Raw genomic sequence first — 14662 nt, 5'->3', positions numbered from 1 at the left:
GTCACGCGTCGTAGGTCGTGGTCGCGGTGACTTCGGGCACGTCATGCCATCGGCTGTCTGCCACGCTCTCCTCGGCTGCGTCGACGATGGCCGCCGCCGCCCAGCCGTCGGCGGCCGAGGGCGCGAGCTGCCGACCGGTGCGGACCGACTCGAGGAAGAGTGCCGCCTCGATGGTCTTGAAGTCGTCGAAGCCCATCGACGTCCCCGCTCCCGGTTGGAAGCGGTCGAACGCCCCGAAACCGGGCTCGGCCATGATGCGCCGGTAGCCGTGCACCGAGTCGGCGTGCTCGAGCTCGTTCAGCCGCTCGAAGTTCCAGCGGATCGAGCCGCGCGTGCCGTACACCTCGAGGCGGTACTCGGCGCGGGCGCCGACGGCGACGCGGCTCGCGTCGAACACGCCCACCGCTCCCGAGTCGAAGCGCCCGATGACGGCGGCGTAGTCCTCGTTTTCGACCTCGCCCGTCTCGGCATCCGCGCTCCCCGATGCGAAATGGCTCACCGCGCCCGCGGAGGGGAGGGGGCGGCGGCGGATGAAGGTCTCCTTCGCCGCCGAGACCGCGGCGATGCGGCCCACGACGAACTGGGCGAGGTCGACGCCGTGCGAGAGCAGGTCGCCCATGACGCCCGAGCCCGCCTTCTCGCGCAGGAAGCGCCAGGTCAGGACGCCCAGGGGGTCGGCGGAGTAGTCGGCGAGGAACGACACGCGCACGTTCGTGATCGTGCCGAGGGCCCCGGAGCGGACGAGCTCGCGCGCGCGGGCCACGGCCGGCGCGTGTCGGTAGTTGAAGCCGACGGAGGTCACGAGTCCGGCGGCCTCGGCCGCCTCGGCGATCTCGCGCGACTCGGCGAGGGAGCGCCCCATGGGCTTCTCGATCCAGAACGGCTTGCCGGCGGCGACCGCGGCCAGGGCCATCTCGTGGTGGAGGAAGTTGGGCGAGCAGATCGACACGACGTCGACAGCGGGGTCGGCGAGAACCTCGCGGTAGTCGCTGACCGCGGCGGCATAGCCGAGCACGTCACGGGCGTGCGCGCGGCCGCGTTCGTCGGGGTCGGCGGCCACGACCAGGCGCGGGTGCGCTCCGATCTCGGGGAAGTGCGTGGGCACCGCGCGATACGCGCGGGAATGCAGGCGCCCCATCCACCCCGCCGAGATCAGTCCCACTCCGATGTGTCCGGACTCGCTCATCGTCTTCCTCTCGCTCGCGTCGTTGCGTGATCACATGTTGACAGAATGTATTGACAATTGCGAGTGCCGGTGCCAGGCTCACACCCGACAGCGACGTCAACCGATGAGCATCACCCGATGTCGAAGTCCTCATCGAAAGGGAACTCCATGAAGAAGCGCTTGATCGGCACCCTCGCCCTGGCGGCCTCTGTTGCGCTGGCACTGACCGCCTGCTCCGGGACAGGGCAGGAACCTGTGAACAACGGCAGCGACGGAGCTGCCACCACCACCGCCAAGAAAGACCTGACCTACGCCGTCATCACCCACTCGGGCCCCGGCGACAGCTTCTGGGACCGCGTGAAGTCCGGCGCCGAAGCCGCCGGCGGCGACTACGGCGTCACCGTCACCTACAACGCCGACCCCGACCCCGCCAAGCAGTCCCAGCTCATCGACAACGCCGTCGCGCAGGGGGTGAACGGCATCGTCGTCTCGATGGCCAACCCCGACGGTCTGAAGACGAGCGTCGAAGCGGCGGTGGCCGCCGGCATCCCCGTCGTCACCATCAACTCCGGCATCGACCGCTACGCCGAGTTCGGGGCCTTCACGCACATCGGCCAGACCGAGAGCGTCGCGGGCAAGGCCGTGGGTGAGCGTCTCAGCAAGGAGGGCCTGAAGAAGGGCCTCTGCGTCATCCAGGAGGCCGGAAACGTCGGACTCGAGGAGCGCTGCGCCGCCGCCACCCAGGCGTTCTCGGGCCAGATGGAGAACCTCCAGGTCGACGGCACCAACGACGCCGAGGTGAAGGCCACCATCAAGGCCAAGCTCCAGGCCGACCCCTCGATCGACACCGTCCTCACCCTCGGCGGCCAGTACGCCATCGACGCCGTCGGCGCGGTCGAAGAGTCGGGCAGCTCCGCCAAGATCGGCACCTTCGACCTCTCCGAGGACGTCGTCAGCGACATCGAGGCGGGCAAGATCCTCTTCGCCGTCGACCAGCAGCCCTACGTGCAGGGCTTCCTCGGCGTCACCGCGCTCTACCTCAAGAGCACGAACGGCAACGAGATCGGCGGCGGACAGCCCGTCTACTCGGGTCCCGCGTTCGTCACGAAGGACAACGCCGCCGAGGTCGCCAAGTTCGCGGCCAACGGCACCCGCTGACCCTCTCATCCCCGGCCGGGCGCCCGCGCCCGGCCGGGGACCACCGAAAGGACTCGACGATGACGACGACCGACATCGTGACAATCGCCACACGCCCCCGCCTCGAGCGGCAGCCCGTGCGGCGCCTGCTCGCCCGCCCCGAGATCGGAGCACTGGTCGCGGCCCTGGCCGTCATGTTCTTCTTCTCGGTCTACACCCCCAACTTCATGACCCTCGCCGGTGCCGGCGTGTGGCTGGAGTCGGGCTCGACGTTCGGCATCATGGCCGTCGCCGTCGCCCTGCTGATGATCGGCGGGGAGTTCGACCTCTCCGCCGGTGTCATGACCGGTTTCACCGCGCTGATCGTCGGCATCCTCACCACGCACTACGGCCTGAACATCTGGCTCGCCGTGCTGATCTCGCTCGCCGCCGCCCTGGCCATCGGCGCTCTCAACGGACTCGTCGTGATGAAGACCGGCCTTCCGAGCTTCATCGTGACCCTCGGCACGTTCTTCGTCCTCGCCGGCGCCGACCTCGCCGTGACCAAGCTCATCACCGGTCAGGTCGCGATCCAGGGCATGACCAAGGTGCCGTTCTACGACAGCATCCAGCCCCTGTTCGGCGCCTCGATCCGCATCGGCGACGGCACGTTCTACGTCTCGGTGCTGTGGTGGGTCCTCGTGACCGCGGTCGCCACCTGGGTGCTGCTGCGCACCCGCGCCGGCAACTGGATCTTCGCCGTCGGCGGCCAGCTCAACTCGTCGCGCCAGGTCGGCGTCCCCATCCTCAAGACGAAGATCGGGCTGTTCATGACCACCGCCGGTGCGGCGTGGCTGGTCGGCATGATCTCGCTGTTCCGCACCTCGACGGTGCAGGCCAACACCGGTGTCGGACAGGAGTTCATCTACATCATCTGCGCCGTCGTCGGCGGCTGCCTGCTCACCGGTGGGTTCGGTTCGGCGATCGGTGCCGCCCTCGGCGCGCTCATCTACGGCATGGTCTTCCAGGGCATCACCTTCGCGCAGTGGGACACCAACTGGCTGCGCACCTTCCTCGGGGCGATGCTGCTGCTGGCCGTGCTGCTCAACCACTTCGTGCGTCTGCGCGCGGGAGGGACGAAATGACCACCTCGACACAGACCCCGATCGTCGAAGTCCGAAACGTCGGCAAGAGCTACGGCCCGGTCAACGCCCTCTCCGGCGTCTCGACCACGGTCACCGCGGGCCAGGTCACGTGCGTGCTCGGCGACAACGGCGCCGGCAAGTCGACCTTCATCAAGATGCTCGCCGGGGCCCACAGCCCCTCCGAGGGCGAACTGCTGCTGGACGGCGCGCCCGTCACGTTCTCCTCCCCGAGGGATGCCCTGGATGCCGGGATCGCCACCGTCTTCCAGGATCTCGCCGTCGTGCCCCTCATGCCCGTGTGGCGCAACTTCTTCCTCGGATCGGAGCTGACCCGCGGGTGGGGTCCCTTCCGCCGCCTCGACGTGGCGCGGATGAAGGAGGTCACCTACACCGAGCTCGCCAACATGGGCATCGACCTGCGCGACGTCGACCAGCCCATCGGCACGCTCTCCGGCGGTGAGCGCCAGTGCGTCGCGATCGCCCGTGCCGTGTACTTCGGCGCGCGCGTGCTGATCCTCGACGAGCCCACCGCGGCTCTCGGCGTGAAGCAGTCGGGCGTCGTGCTGAAGTACATCGCGAAGGCGCGCGACCGGGGTCTGGGCGTCGTGTTCATCACGCACAACCCGCACCACGCGTACCCCGTGGGCGACCGGTTCCTGCTGCTGAACCGCGGCACGAGCATCGGCGACCACCTCAAGGCCGACATCACGCTCGCCGAGCTCACGAGCCTCATGGCCGGCGGGGCCGAACTCGACTCCCTCGCCCATGAGCTCGAGCGCTCGCTCGGCCCCGATGCGGAGCTCACGCGCGAGGTCGCCCAGGAAGCCGCGAAGACGCCTCAGCCCTGAGCGAGGCCGTGCGGTGTCCCCTCCGTCGGACGGGGGACACCGCACGGAGGTGACGCCGACGCCCGCCTCGGCGACAATGGAGGGATGCGATCCCCCCACGCGCTGGTCATCACCCTGCTCGCCGCCGGTCTCGCCCTGACCGGGTGCACCGGGTCTTCGGCATCCGACGAGCCGTCCGAGACGACGGCCGCGACGTCGGATGCCAGCCCCGTCGCCACCGCATCGCCGGTGCCGGCCGACGGCCCGGTCGCGGCGTTCCAGACCTGGTGGACGGCGGTGCGTTCCGCCGACACCGTCGCCGCGTGCGGTGCGCTGACCGAGCCCCTCCAGCAGCGGATGATCGCCGAGTACAAAGCCGCGACCGGCGTGGAGATCGACGATTGCGCCACCCTCATCCGGCAGAGCTCGGCCCTCTATGCGGCGGCGGGGCTCCCCGCCGATGTGACCGTCGACGTCGAGTCCGAGACCGCCGACGACGCGATGTTGCAGGTGACGTACGCCAACGGCGACTGCGGAACGGTGCACCTCGAGCGCACCGCGAGCTCGTGGGCACTCACCGAGCTCAGCGAGGAATGCGCCGGCTGACGCGTCCGGGCCGGAAAGGCGTCAGGGAAGGAAGTCCGCTCCGCTGAAGAAGCCGATGCCCAGCGACAGCAGGGCCGCGGCGACTCCCGCGATGAACCCGGCCGCGGCCAGTTCGCGCGCCATGCGGGCGTTCAGACTCAGGATGCCGGTGACCAACGACACGAGGGCGAGCGCCCAGATGCCGAGCTGTACCCATACGAACTGATCGAAGTCGGCGATCGCGCTGACCGAGACCAGGAAGATATGCCAGGCGATGACGATGCTCCCGGTGACGATCGCGATGATCGAGGCCACCCGGAGGTCGCCCTTCGGAACGGGCGGCGCGGGCGGCTGGGGTCGCGGAGGCACGCGAAGGCCCGGCTCGAAGGAGTCGGGGAGGTCGTCGTCTGCCATGGGGTGATCTTCTCAGGTCCGGCGGGTGAGGGCGACCGGTTGCGCGCCGACGATCGTGCTCGGACGAACGGTGGGGTGCCCCGGACGATCGGTCGGGCGCGCGGAATGCTCCGTTGCGAGCATCGAGCCATGACCATGACCGCCCCCGTTCCCGTCGCTCCCGTCGCCCGCATGAGATACGGCGGGCTCGTCGTCCTGATGCTGATGAGCTTCCTGCTCGTCACCGCCGAGTTCCTCCCCAACGGTGTGCTCACCGAGATGGCCGCGGGTCTCGGCATCACCCCCGGCCAGGCCGGGCAGACCGTGACGGTCACCGCGCTCGCCGGGCTGCTGATGGCTCCCACCGTCGGGCTGATCTTCCCGCGTCTGGACCGCCGCACGCTGCTCGTGATCGCGGCCGCCGCGGCCGCGGTCTCGAGCATCGCCGTGGCGGTCGCCCCCCACTTCGTCACGATCCTCGTCGCGCGCTTCCTCCTCGGCGCGGCGATCTCGACCTTCTGGTCGATGTCGATCACGGTCGCGGCCTCGCTGTCGGAGCCCGACCGCATCGGTCGCGCCGTCATGTTCACCTCGGCCGGTCTGTCGCTGGCCACCGTCGCGGGCGTCCCCCTCGGCGTCCTGCTGAGCGAAGCGCTCGACTGGCGTCTGGCGTTCCTCGTCGTCGGGTTCGCCTCCGCCGTCGTGGGGGTGGCCGTGCGTCTCGTCCTGCCCCCGGTGCCGGCGGCCGCGGCATCCAGCATCCGACTCCTCGTCGACACGCGCCGCCGGCCCGGAGCCGCGCTCGGACTCGTCGGCCACGTCTTCATCGTGCTCGGGCACTTCCTCGCCTACACCTACGTGCGGCTCGCGCTGGAGCGCCTCCCCGAGGTGGATGCCGCAACGGTGGTCCTTCTCCTGACGCTGTTCGGAGCCGGCGGGCTCATCGGCAACATCGTCATCGGGATCGTGGTCGACCGGGCGTTCGTCATCCTGTCCGTCGTCGGTCCGCTCGCGATCGCGGCGTCGATCGTCGTGGTGCTCTCGCTCCCCGGATTCGCGGCGGTCGCCGCGGCGGTGTTCGCGTGGGGCTTCCTCTTCGCGTCGTGGCTGATCATCGTCAACACCTGGGTCGGACACCGGATGCCGGACCGACTCGAGGCGGGTGGCAGCCTCGTGGTCACGGGCTTCCAGCTCGCGATCGTCGCGGCCGCCGGTATCGGCGGGCTGCTGGTCGACGGAGTGGGCATCGTCGTCACGGATGCCGTGGGCGCGGCGCTCCTCGTCGTCGGTGCCGTGCTGTTCGGGTTGTCGCTGCGGGTGCCGCACTCGCGCTGAGCGTGCCCACGTGACGCGCGGCACAGCCGTGGCGGTTTGATCCCGGCCGTCGCGGCTCAGCCGTGCGCGATCGGGACCGGCCTCGCGGCGGCGCGCCATCGCGAGGGGGCCACGCCGGTGACGCGGCGGAACGCGCGGCGGAAGCCCTCATCGGAGGCGTAGCCCAGGGTCCGCGACACCTCGGACACGGACTCGCCGGCTTCGAGGAGCTCCTTGGCGCGGCGCACGCGCGCATCGGTGACGTAGCCTCCGGGGGAGCGGCCGAAGGCCTCGCGGAACCGCTCGGCGAACACCGAGCGCGACATCGCGGCGAGACCGGCGAGTTCGTCGGTGGTCCAGGTGTGCCCGGGATCCGCGACGATCGCTGCGGCGGCACGATCCAGGAACGGATCCTCCGAGCGCGGCGGCCACGCGGCGTTCGCATCGGCGAAGGCCCACGCGCGGATCGCCGCGAGGACCACCGTGCGCACCATGATGTGGCAGATGGTCGTGTCGCCCGGGCGGGGGGACTGGCCGAGGTGGGCGGCGAGTGCCGCTGCGGCCGGCTCGGCGCGCGTGAAGTCGTTGACGAAGACGACGCCGGGGAGCGCGCCGGAGAGGAGGGTGCGTGCCACTCTCACGGAGATGACGGTGACCTCGGCCCCGGACTGCGACGCGAGCGCGAGGTGCTGGCAGCCGAGCGAGACGAGAGCGTCGCCCGCGAGGAGCGTGCGGCGGCCGCGCAGGGTCGCTGCCTCACCCGATCCGGCGTCGATCGAGCAGCCGAGATTCTCGCCGATGTCGCCGGTGATCTCTCCCGCGCGCACGAAGAGCAGCGTCGCCTCGCCGGGCGGAACCGTCAGGCGTTCGCCCGCCTCGAGTGTCGAGCGGCGCGCGTGTTCGGCGCGGATCTCGAGCGACGCGAGCGCGCGATCGAGGGCGGCGGCGTGCGAAGTCACACCGCGGGAAACCACGGCGTCGTCGACGGTATTCCGCACGGGCGGCCGAGCCGCCCGTGGCGTGGGGCCGTAGGCTGCGCGGGTGAGAACGATCGGCGTCGACCTGGCCGCGGGCGTGCCCGGCACCGCCCTCGCCGAGCTCGTCTGGACCGACGGCGGCGCCCGGCTCACACGGCTGGAGGCCGGGGTCGATGACGCCACGATCGTGGCATCCGTCTCCGGCGAAGCGGTCTGGCTCGGGGTCGACTGCCCGCTCGGCTGGCCCGACGCGTTCGTCGACTTCGTGCGCGCACACCACTCCGGCTCCGCCCACGAGCTCGTTGACGGCGGAGCCGACTGGCGTCGCCCGCTCGTCTACCGCCACACCGATCACGTGGTGCGCGAGCGCATCGGCCGCTGGCCGCTCAGCGTCTCGACCGATCGCCTCGGTGTCACCGCGCTGCGGTGCGCGGGGCTTCTCGGGCGGCTCGCCGAGGCGGGCTTCCCCGTCGACCGAGCAGCCGAGGGGCGCCTGTTCGAGGTGTACCCCGGCGGCTCGCTGCGTCTGTGGGGCTTCGACACGACCGGATACCGGGTGGATGCCGAGCGCCGGGCCGTTCTCCTCGAGACACTGTCCGCGCGCGCTCCGTGGCTCGAACTCGGCGGCTTCGCCCCGCTCGCGGTCGCGAACGTCGATGCCTTCGACGCGGTGGTGGCCGCTCTGGCGACGCGCGCCGGTGCGCTCGGGGCGTTCGAGCCCCCGGCATCCGAGGTCCTCGACATCGTCCGGCGGGAGGGGTGGGTCGTGCTGCCGGAGGGGGCAGTGGAGGCGCTCGCGTCACCGTGACGCGTCCCGAGATTTCCCGCGCAATTCCTCGCCCAGGGCGGATTCGGGTCATGTTCCCTACAGATGAAGCCGCGGGTGGATTCGGCGCAGCGCATGGTTGCCGTGCTCACGTCTGGGCCAGCGCGAGTTCCGCGTGGCGCGCGGCTGCTGAGAGCGTGTGCGAGGTGAGCCGCGCCAGCGCAGAATTTACTCCCCCTTCAGCTATGTATTAAGGGGCCCTACAGTGCGATCATGGTCAAGCCGATGAAGTACCGCGACCTGGTCAGGTTGCTTCGGGATGCCGGATTCGACTCGGAGCAGGGGAAGGGCGATCACGAGAAGTGGTCGGCACCGGGGCTGTCGCGCCCCGTCATCATCACGCAGACGCGAGAGGTGTCGCCAGGATTGACGCGGAAGGCGCTGGCGGCCATCGAGGAAGTGAAGGGACAGGACCGATGACGATGATCGATGTCACGGCCACCCGCTGGGACGGCGGATGGGAACTCGCAATCGACGGCGATCCTGTGACTCAGGTGCGCACTCTCGACCGTGCAGAGCAGCAGGTCCGCGACTACCTCGACACCCTCGCCCCCGACGTCGACCACAGCGATGTGCGCGTGAACCTCATCCCCGATCTCGGGACCGGCGTTTCGGTTCGCGTCAGGGAGGCGCGGGAGGCCACAGCGGCGGCGCAGGAGCGTCAGGTCGCTGCAGCGCGCCAGGCACGCACGGTCGTGCGCGAACTTCGCGCGCACGGCGTCACGGTCTCCGACGCCGCTGTGCTGCTCGGCGTCAGTCCCGCCCGCATCAGCCAGCTCGCCAGAGACAAGACCGACGCAGCTGTCGCGTCCTGACCTCTGGAGCGGAGGATGGGGGCATGCGCGACGACCGGGTACCGCGGACGCCTATGACGAGGGCTCGGGACCCGGTCAGGAAGGACAGGTCAGACAGGGCTTCTGGTGGGCGGACTTATCCGCAAGGTGCGATCGAATCAGCGGACACCTTGCCCCGACCCACGGGTAGGACGGGAGATGACGGCGCGAGCGCAGACCACCTCCGGGGAGGAAGGTGCCGGTTCCGCCGGCTTGGAGCCTCTCCGCTGATGATGTAGGAGGCCGGTTCCCGCCAGCCAGGGGATCTCATCGCAACCCCGCTACGCGAGGTAGCCCGGCTGCTGCGCAGTCGGGATATCAGGCCTCCGCTGCTGTGCAGCCTCGGAGGGGTATTACTTCTGCTCACATGTTGGATCGACTGGCGGGCAACTCCACCACAAACGATCGGTTTTGAACGACGGCATCGTTAGCTCTGCCGCGGACAAACAGTCACCGGTACCGTTCGACCATGGGGGAAACCGAGGACGTCGTAGCGGATCGCATGGAGTGGCTTTCGGAGAAAGCTAAGCCCCGGGTCGAACTCGCGCGTAGGCGTTCCAACGAGCTGATGGAGGACATCAGCCGATGGAGGAAGCCCGACCCGCTTAGAACGGGTCTCTGAATCGGCCTGACTTTCGTTCCTATCGGGAGCCTTGTCCGGCAGGGGCCGGATTGGCTGATTCGAGGTCAGCGTAGTACGCGTTCTCGACCTCGGCGGGGGTGCGCATATCAAGCTCGCCGTGGAGCCGCTGGTTGTTCCACCACCAGACCCACTCCAGAGTCGCGAGCTCAACCTGCTCGACGGTTCGCCAGGGGCCGCGCTGACGGATGAGTTCAGTCTTGTAGAGGTTGTTCACTGCCTCGGCCATCGCGTTGTCGAACGAGTCGCCGACGGTGCCCGTCGAGGAGACGGCGCCGAGTTCGACGATCCGGTCGGTGTAGACCATGGCGGTGGAGTTCGACCCGTGGTCCGCGTGATGGATCAGCCCGTCGAGCCTGCCGCCCGCGCCCCACGCGGCCATGTCGAGCGCCGGCATAGGCAGGACCTCTGACCGCAACGTCGATGCGACGTTCCAGCCGACTATGCGTCTCGAGTACACGTCCGTGACGAACGCGACATACGCGAACCCGGACCACGTCGCGACGTAGGTGACGTCGCAGACCCAGAGCCGCCTGGGCGCGGGAGCGGTGAACCTGCGGTTCACGAGATCGGCAGGGAGCGCCGTCGTCCTGTCCGAGCGGGTGGTGAACACGCGTTTCGACTTCCTCACGCCGCGGACGCCAGCCAAGCGCATAAGACGTTCGGTCTGGTCGCGGCCGATGTCCCACCCCTGCCGGCGCATCAACGCATGCATCTTCCGTCGCCCGTAGACGCCGTAGTTCTCCGCATGCAACCGCGCGACCTCCGGCACGAGCAGCTCGTCACGCAACCGCCGCGCTGACGGCGTTCGGGCGAGGGCGGCGCGGTAGCCGCGGGAGGTGAGGAACCCCTGGACTGCGGGTTTCAGGACCCGGCAGATGAGCTCGACCCCGTAACGATCCCGGTGTTCGTTGATGAACCGGATCATCTCGGTCAGGGGCGGTCGAGCTCCTTCGCGAAAAACACACTCGCAGCCTTGAGAATCTCATTCGCCTTACGAAGCTCGGCGTTCTCCTTCTGCAGCCGCTTGATCTCCGCCGCCGCTTCCGTTGTCAGCCCGGGTTTGGCGCCCGCGTCGACTTCCGCTTGGCGCTGCCACAGTCGCAGCGTCTCCGGGCTCATCCCCAGCAGGCCTGCGACATGCCGCGCGGCGCTCATCATCGTCGGGTGCGAGGGCCGCGTCTCCGCGAGCATCCTGAGCGCCCGCTCACGCATCTCCGGCGAATACTTCCTGTTCATCGTCTTCCATCCTTGCTTGAAGAACGGAACGAAAGTCAGGCCGATTCAACCACCAACGTCATGCGATGGACCGAGCTGATCATCATCGATGAGGCCGAACGCCTGACACCCACTGGCCTTGAGTTGATCCGTGACCACCACGACCGCACCCACATCGCAGTCGTCCTCATTGGTATGCCCGGTATCGACCAGCGCTTCCGCCACTACCCCCAGCTCTACAGCCGCCTCGGCTTCTCCCACCGCTACCGCGCCCTCGGCCGCGACGAACTCCTCTTTGTCCTCGACCGCCACTGGAAACGCCTCGGCAAAACTCTCGACGCTGATGACTTCACCGACGCACAAGCAATCGCCGCGATCGAACGCATCACACGCGGCAACTTCCGACTCCTCGAACGCCTCTTCCCCCAAATACAACGCGTCCTACGAATCAACCAGCTCGAAACCATCACCGACGATGTCATCGAAGCCGCCGCCAGTGTCCTCGTTACCGGATAAGACCCGCCACTGACGCGCGCAGAACACCGCCAGATTGGATGCAAATCCACACGTATCGAAACCCGCCAACGGCACAAGTGGTTTCGGTACAGAGTTTCGGGACGGTCGTTCAGTGAGCGGTAGCGGCGCGCGCGGGTCGGACGCGAGCAATTCCAGCGGCGGTGCTGGGGGCGGTGGCGAGGGCGGTCACGATGTAGCCGGCAACGGCAGCGCCTAGGAGCGCTTCGACGTGGAGGGTCGGAGCCGCAACCAGGCCAACGTGATTCAGCGCCGCCGTGAAGCTGACGGTGATGCCGAACACGACCGGGACTGAGACGAGAAGAGCTGTTCCGACATACATGAGCGGTTCGATGAGGCTCGCCAAGACGAGGTTCGCTGGGCTCGCTCCAACGGAGCGCAACTGGCGCTGCTCGCGCTGCGAGTAGCCGACCACGGAAAAGAGGACGGTCGCTGCACCAACGAGGGCGATGACCGCCCCGGGAGCGAAGAGTACAAGGCCCTGCTGGGCGTTGACGGCCGCTTGTTCTGCTTGACCGGTGGCTATCTCCCACGTGCGGGACAGGCTGAAGTACACACCCATGATCACAAGCACCATCGCCAGAGGCGCGACAGTCGACGAGGTAGCGGACAGGCGCTGCGTCGCTCTGATTCGCGCGAGCCACCACGCAGGCCACGCGCTCGGCGGAACGACCCGTGTCCACAGGCCGAGAAGCGGTCCGAGAACGAGCGGAGAGAGGATGCTGATTGCCGCGGCCGCTGCGAAAGCTGCGATCAGTCCCGTCGTGGAAGCGGGACCGGGATCGGGCTGGCCTGCTGTAGATGTCGCGATCCCTACCGTCGCCAGGGCGGCGACTACTCCCAATATCCAACGGCCGATCCTGCGTCCTGGCCGTCCCTGAGCGGCGCGAAGCACTTCCAGCGGAGGGATACGTGAAGCCCGACCCGCAGGAGCGAGTCCGCCGAGGATAGCGAGAGTCGAAACCACGGCGACGGCCAGGGCGATGGGCGCGATAGACACATCAGCGGCGATTGGAACGCTGATCGTCGTGACGTGGAGGAGAAAATCGAGAGATGGCTGCGCGAGGAGCGGAGACACGGCGGCTCCGACGGCAGATGAGACGACAGCGACGAGGAGAAGCCGGCACAGCACGATAAGGCGAACGTGTACCGGCGCGGCCCCAGCGAGACGCCAGGTTGCGATGAGTTTCCTGTCGAGTTCGACAGATGTACCGGCAACCGAGGACGTGACGAAGATCATCGGGACGCCAATGCCGAGGATCATCATGAACAACGCGACCTGAGCGACGACAGCGCCGGTCCCTTCGGGGGCATCGCGCAAAGCGAGTTGTCCCGCTGGCCCTGCGACAGAGAACACGACCGTGAGGGCGAGCGCGGCGAGGGCACCGGCGGTGAGAAACAACACCGCTGGGCCGACGCTGACGCGCGGGTTCCTCACGGTGGCACTGAGAATCAGGCGAAGCATCAGGCTGCTCGCGGGGCAGACATGGCGCGAAGCACGGCTGCGCCATCGGCTCCGCGCAGCTCGGCGGCGAGCACGCCGTCTCGCATGACCAGCACCCGGTCGGCGCGAGCCGCGAGGGAAGGGTCATGCGTGACGTAGACCAGCGCCGCTCCCGACGAGCTCAACGACTCAAGGTGCTCCACGACGGCATCCGCGTTCTCGCTATCGAGAGCACCGGTTGGCTCATCAGCGAAAACGAGCTGTGGGTGCGCGATCAACGCACGGGCGATGGCGAAGCGCTGCTGCTCGCCCCCCGACATAGTGCCCGGAAGGGCTCGCCCGCGATCGCCAACCCCCAACCGATCCAGGACGCTCCGTACGACGTCAGCGGCGACACGTCGTCGGCTCAGCCGCATCGGCAGAACGGCATTCTCAAACCCAGAAAGCGTCGACACCAGGTTGTACTGCTGAAACACAAAGCCCACTCGTTCCCGATACTCCCGCGCCAGATGAGCCCCGCTCATCGACGCGACATCGCGACCGAACAGCGCCACCGACCCAGAGGACACCGGATCGAGGCCAGCGAGGCAGTACAGCAAAGAGGATTTCCCGGAACCGGACGGACCTACGACCGCCACCCGCTCCCCGGCCCCGACGCGCAGCGTCACACCACGTAGAACGTCGCGCGTCTCTCCCCGACGCACCTGAAACCCCTTACGCACATCGCGAGCTTCAAGAACGGCAGGACCCTGCGCCTCTCCGTCGTTGAGTGGAATCAGAGCCATTGCACCCTCCCGAGTAGGCGCGTCGCGCCGGACCCGGCCAATCTACCGCTCCCGACCCACGGCCGTCCTGGCGGCGTCCTCTTTGTAGGTTTCCGGAATCGCTCGAAACTGATCGTTTCCGGGGCGGCTCAGCCGACGTCGACGCCGACCCTGTGAAACGCGGCGTTTTATGGCGCAGTATTCGCGGCGATAAATGTCGTTGGTGAGTCACTTCACAGCGAGGGCTCGCGCGTGAATCGCACTAGTTCGGGCTACGTTGTGGGCGCCCCTGGTGTCACCCCACTGCGCGGGAACTAGCATCCCGCTGTGCGGGGGATCCATCGGCCAGCCTCATCTCCACCGCGAGGCTCGCTGGACACGGAGAACTATCTCTACTCGGTCGCGGGCCTGGAGCTTGGAAAGGATGCGACTGACGTAGGTCTTGATGGTGGCCTCGGACAGCTGGAAGCGTTCAGCAAGTTCGCGGTTGGTGAGGCCCTCAGAGATTGCGTGGGCTACTTCGCGCTCTCTGGGTGTGAGGGTTTCGAGTGTGTCGACACTCTGCGTGAGGTTCTGGGTCTGCCTCCAGGCGTCACTTTCCAGCATTTTCCTGGTGATGCGGGGTGTGACCACGCACGTCCCCTGTACAGATTTGGGGAGGGCTTCTTCCCTCGCCGTTAGGAGATCGCGCAGGGTGGTCGGGGCGTGCAGAGCGTGTCAAATGGTGTGTGTAAGGGGTGGGTCTCCTTACGAAAGGAAACACACTGTTGGCTATCGACAAGGCGGCGCGTGAAGAGCGGCGTAAGGCCCAGGCTGAGGGTGCTCAGCGTCTGATCGAGTCCGGGATGCTGGATGACTTGTTCGCGAAGATCGACGCCGGC

General features: G+C 68.1%; 15 protein-coding genes and 1 pseudogene. 9 read left to right on the top strand and 7 right to left on the bottom strand.

Going from position 1 to position 14662, the window contains the following annotated elements:
- Position 1 precedes the first annotated feature (1 nt).
- Complete coding sequence (locus AB0O24_RS06770) at positions 2 to 1186, bottom strand: Gfo/Idh/MocA family oxidoreductase (protein WP_363373541.1); 1185 nt, start codon at positions 1184 to 1186, stop codon at positions 2 to 4.
- A 147-nt stretch (positions 1187 to 1333) separates the two neighbouring features.
- Here AB0O24_RS06770 and AB0O24_RS06765 point away from each other — a divergent pair, with 147 nt between their 5' ends.
- The 4 genes from AB0O24_RS06765 to AB0O24_RS06750 all read left to right on the top strand — a co-directional run bounded on the left by AB0O24_RS06765 (position 1334) and on the right by AB0O24_RS06750 (position 4859).
- Entirely contained in the window at positions 1334 to 2323 is a 990-nt protein-coding gene (locus AB0O24_RS06765) for a sugar ABC transporter substrate-binding protein (RefSeq protein WP_307383611.1), read from the top strand.
- Between the two features lie 59 nt (positions 2324 to 2382).
- Positions 2383 to 3426, top strand: a complete 1044-nt coding sequence (locus AB0O24_RS06760) for an ABC transporter permease (RefSeq protein ID WP_275801031.1) — start codon at positions 2383 to 2385, stop codon at positions 3424 to 3426.
- Positions 3423 to 4274 carry an ATP-binding cassette domain-containing protein gene (locus tag AB0O24_RS06755; protein WP_307383608.1) on the top strand — a complete coding sequence of 284 codons (852 nt, stop codon included), beginning with the start codon at positions 3423 to 3425 and terminating at the stop codon, positions 4272 to 4274. The genes AB0O24_RS06760 and AB0O24_RS06755 overlap by 4 nt, the downstream gene beginning before the upstream one ends.
- 84 nt (positions 4275 to 4358) lie before the next feature.
- A complete protein-coding gene (locus AB0O24_RS06750) occupies positions 4359 to 4859 on the top strand; it encodes a hypothetical protein (RefSeq protein ID WP_363373536.1) in 501 nt (166 codons plus the stop codon).
- Positions 4860 to 4880: 21 nt separating this feature from the next.
- On the opposite strand, the gene AB0O24_RS06745 is transcribed toward AB0O24_RS06750, so the two are convergent.
- Positions 4881 to 5252 (bottom strand): hypothetical protein, encoded by a 372-nt coding sequence (locus AB0O24_RS06745; protein ID WP_153003261.1) that lies wholly within the window; start codon positions 5250 to 5252, stop codon positions 4881 to 4883.
- Positions 5253 to 5381: 129 nt separating this feature from the next.
- On the opposite strand from AB0O24_RS06745, the gene AB0O24_RS06740 reads away from it, so the two are divergent.
- Positions 5382 to 6566, top strand: coding sequence for an MFS transporter (locus AB0O24_RS06740; RefSeq protein ID WP_363373534.1), 1185 nt, complete (start codon positions 5382 to 5384; stop codon positions 6564 to 6566).
- Between the two features lie 56 nt (positions 6567 to 6622).
- On the opposite strand, the gene AB0O24_RS06735 is transcribed toward AB0O24_RS06740, so the two are convergent.
- On the bottom strand, positions 6623 to 7504 hold the full coding sequence (locus AB0O24_RS06735; RefSeq protein WP_275799165.1) for an AraC family transcriptional regulator: 882 nt from the start codon (positions 7502 to 7504) through the stop codon (positions 6623 to 6625).
- Positions 7505 to 7586: 82 nt separating this feature from the next.
- Here AB0O24_RS06735 and AB0O24_RS06730 point away from each other — a divergent pair, with 82 nt between their 5' ends.
- From AB0O24_RS06730 to AB0O24_RS06720, 3 genes are all read left to right on the top strand, one after another.
- On the top strand, positions 7587 to 8330 hold the full coding sequence (locus AB0O24_RS06730; RefSeq protein WP_275799162.1) for a DUF429 domain-containing protein: 744 nt from the start codon (positions 7587 to 7589) through the stop codon (positions 8328 to 8330).
- Positions 8331 to 8561: 231 nt separating this feature from the next.
- Positions 8562 to 8768: a type II toxin-antitoxin system HicA family toxin gene (locus AB0O24_RS06725; RefSeq protein ID WP_058595305.1), complete on the top strand. Its 207-nt coding sequence runs from the start codon at positions 8562 to 8564 to the stop codon at positions 8766 to 8768.
- Positions 8765 to 9163 (top strand): antitoxin HicB, encoded by a 399-nt coding sequence (locus AB0O24_RS06720; protein ID WP_307383596.1) that lies wholly within the window; start codon positions 8765 to 8767, stop codon positions 9161 to 9163. Before AB0O24_RS06725 ends, AB0O24_RS06720 begins: the two co-directional genes overlap by 4 nt.
- Positions 9164 to 9822: 659 nt before the next feature.
- Here the strand turns inward: AB0O24_RS06720 and AB0O24_RS06715 are convergent.
- Positions 9823 to 11060, bottom strand: a protein-coding gene (locus tag AB0O24_RS06715; RefSeq protein ID WP_363373528.1) for an IS3 family transposase whose coding sequence is annotated in 2 segments (ribosomal slippage) — positions 9823 to 10775 and positions 10775 to 11060 — 1239 coding nt in all. Because the reading frame shifts where the segments join, the coding sequence is not laid out codon by codon here.
- A gap of 48 nt (positions 11061 to 11108) precedes the next feature.
- Here AB0O24_RS06715 and AB0O24_RS06710 point away from each other — a divergent pair.
- Positions 11109 to 11555: pseudogene (locus tag AB0O24_RS06710) on the top strand (AAA family ATPase); the annotation flags it as partial.
- Positions 11556 to 11664: 109 nt separating this feature from the next.
- On the opposite strand, the gene AB0O24_RS06705 reads toward AB0O24_RS06710, so the two are convergent.
- The 3 genes from AB0O24_RS06705 to AB0O24_RS06695 form a co-directional block, all read right to left on the bottom strand.
- A complete protein-coding gene (locus AB0O24_RS06705; RefSeq protein ID WP_275801303.1) occupies positions 11665 to 13038 on the bottom strand; it encodes an FtsX-like permease family protein in 1374 nt (457 codons plus the stop codon).
- Positions 13038 to 13802 (bottom strand): ABC transporter ATP-binding protein, encoded by a 765-nt coding sequence (locus AB0O24_RS06700; protein ID WP_363373526.1) that lies wholly within the window; start codon positions 13800 to 13802, stop codon positions 13038 to 13040. Before AB0O24_RS06700 ends, AB0O24_RS06705 begins: the two co-directional genes overlap by 1 nt.
- A gap of 330 nt (positions 13803 to 14132) precedes the next feature.
- A complete protein-coding gene (locus AB0O24_RS06695) occupies positions 14133 to 14414 on the bottom strand; it encodes a LuxR C-terminal-related transcriptional regulator (RefSeq protein WP_307383585.1) in 282 nt (93 codons plus the stop codon).
- Positions 14415 to 14662: the final 248 nt, after the last annotated feature.

The organism is Microbacterium sp. NPDC086615 (assembly GCF_040686055.1).
Taxonomy (GTDB): domain Bacteria; phylum Actinomycetota; class Actinomycetes; order Actinomycetales; family Microbacteriaceae; genus Microbacterium.
This window is presented reverse-complemented; position numbering and strand designations above follow the sequence as displayed.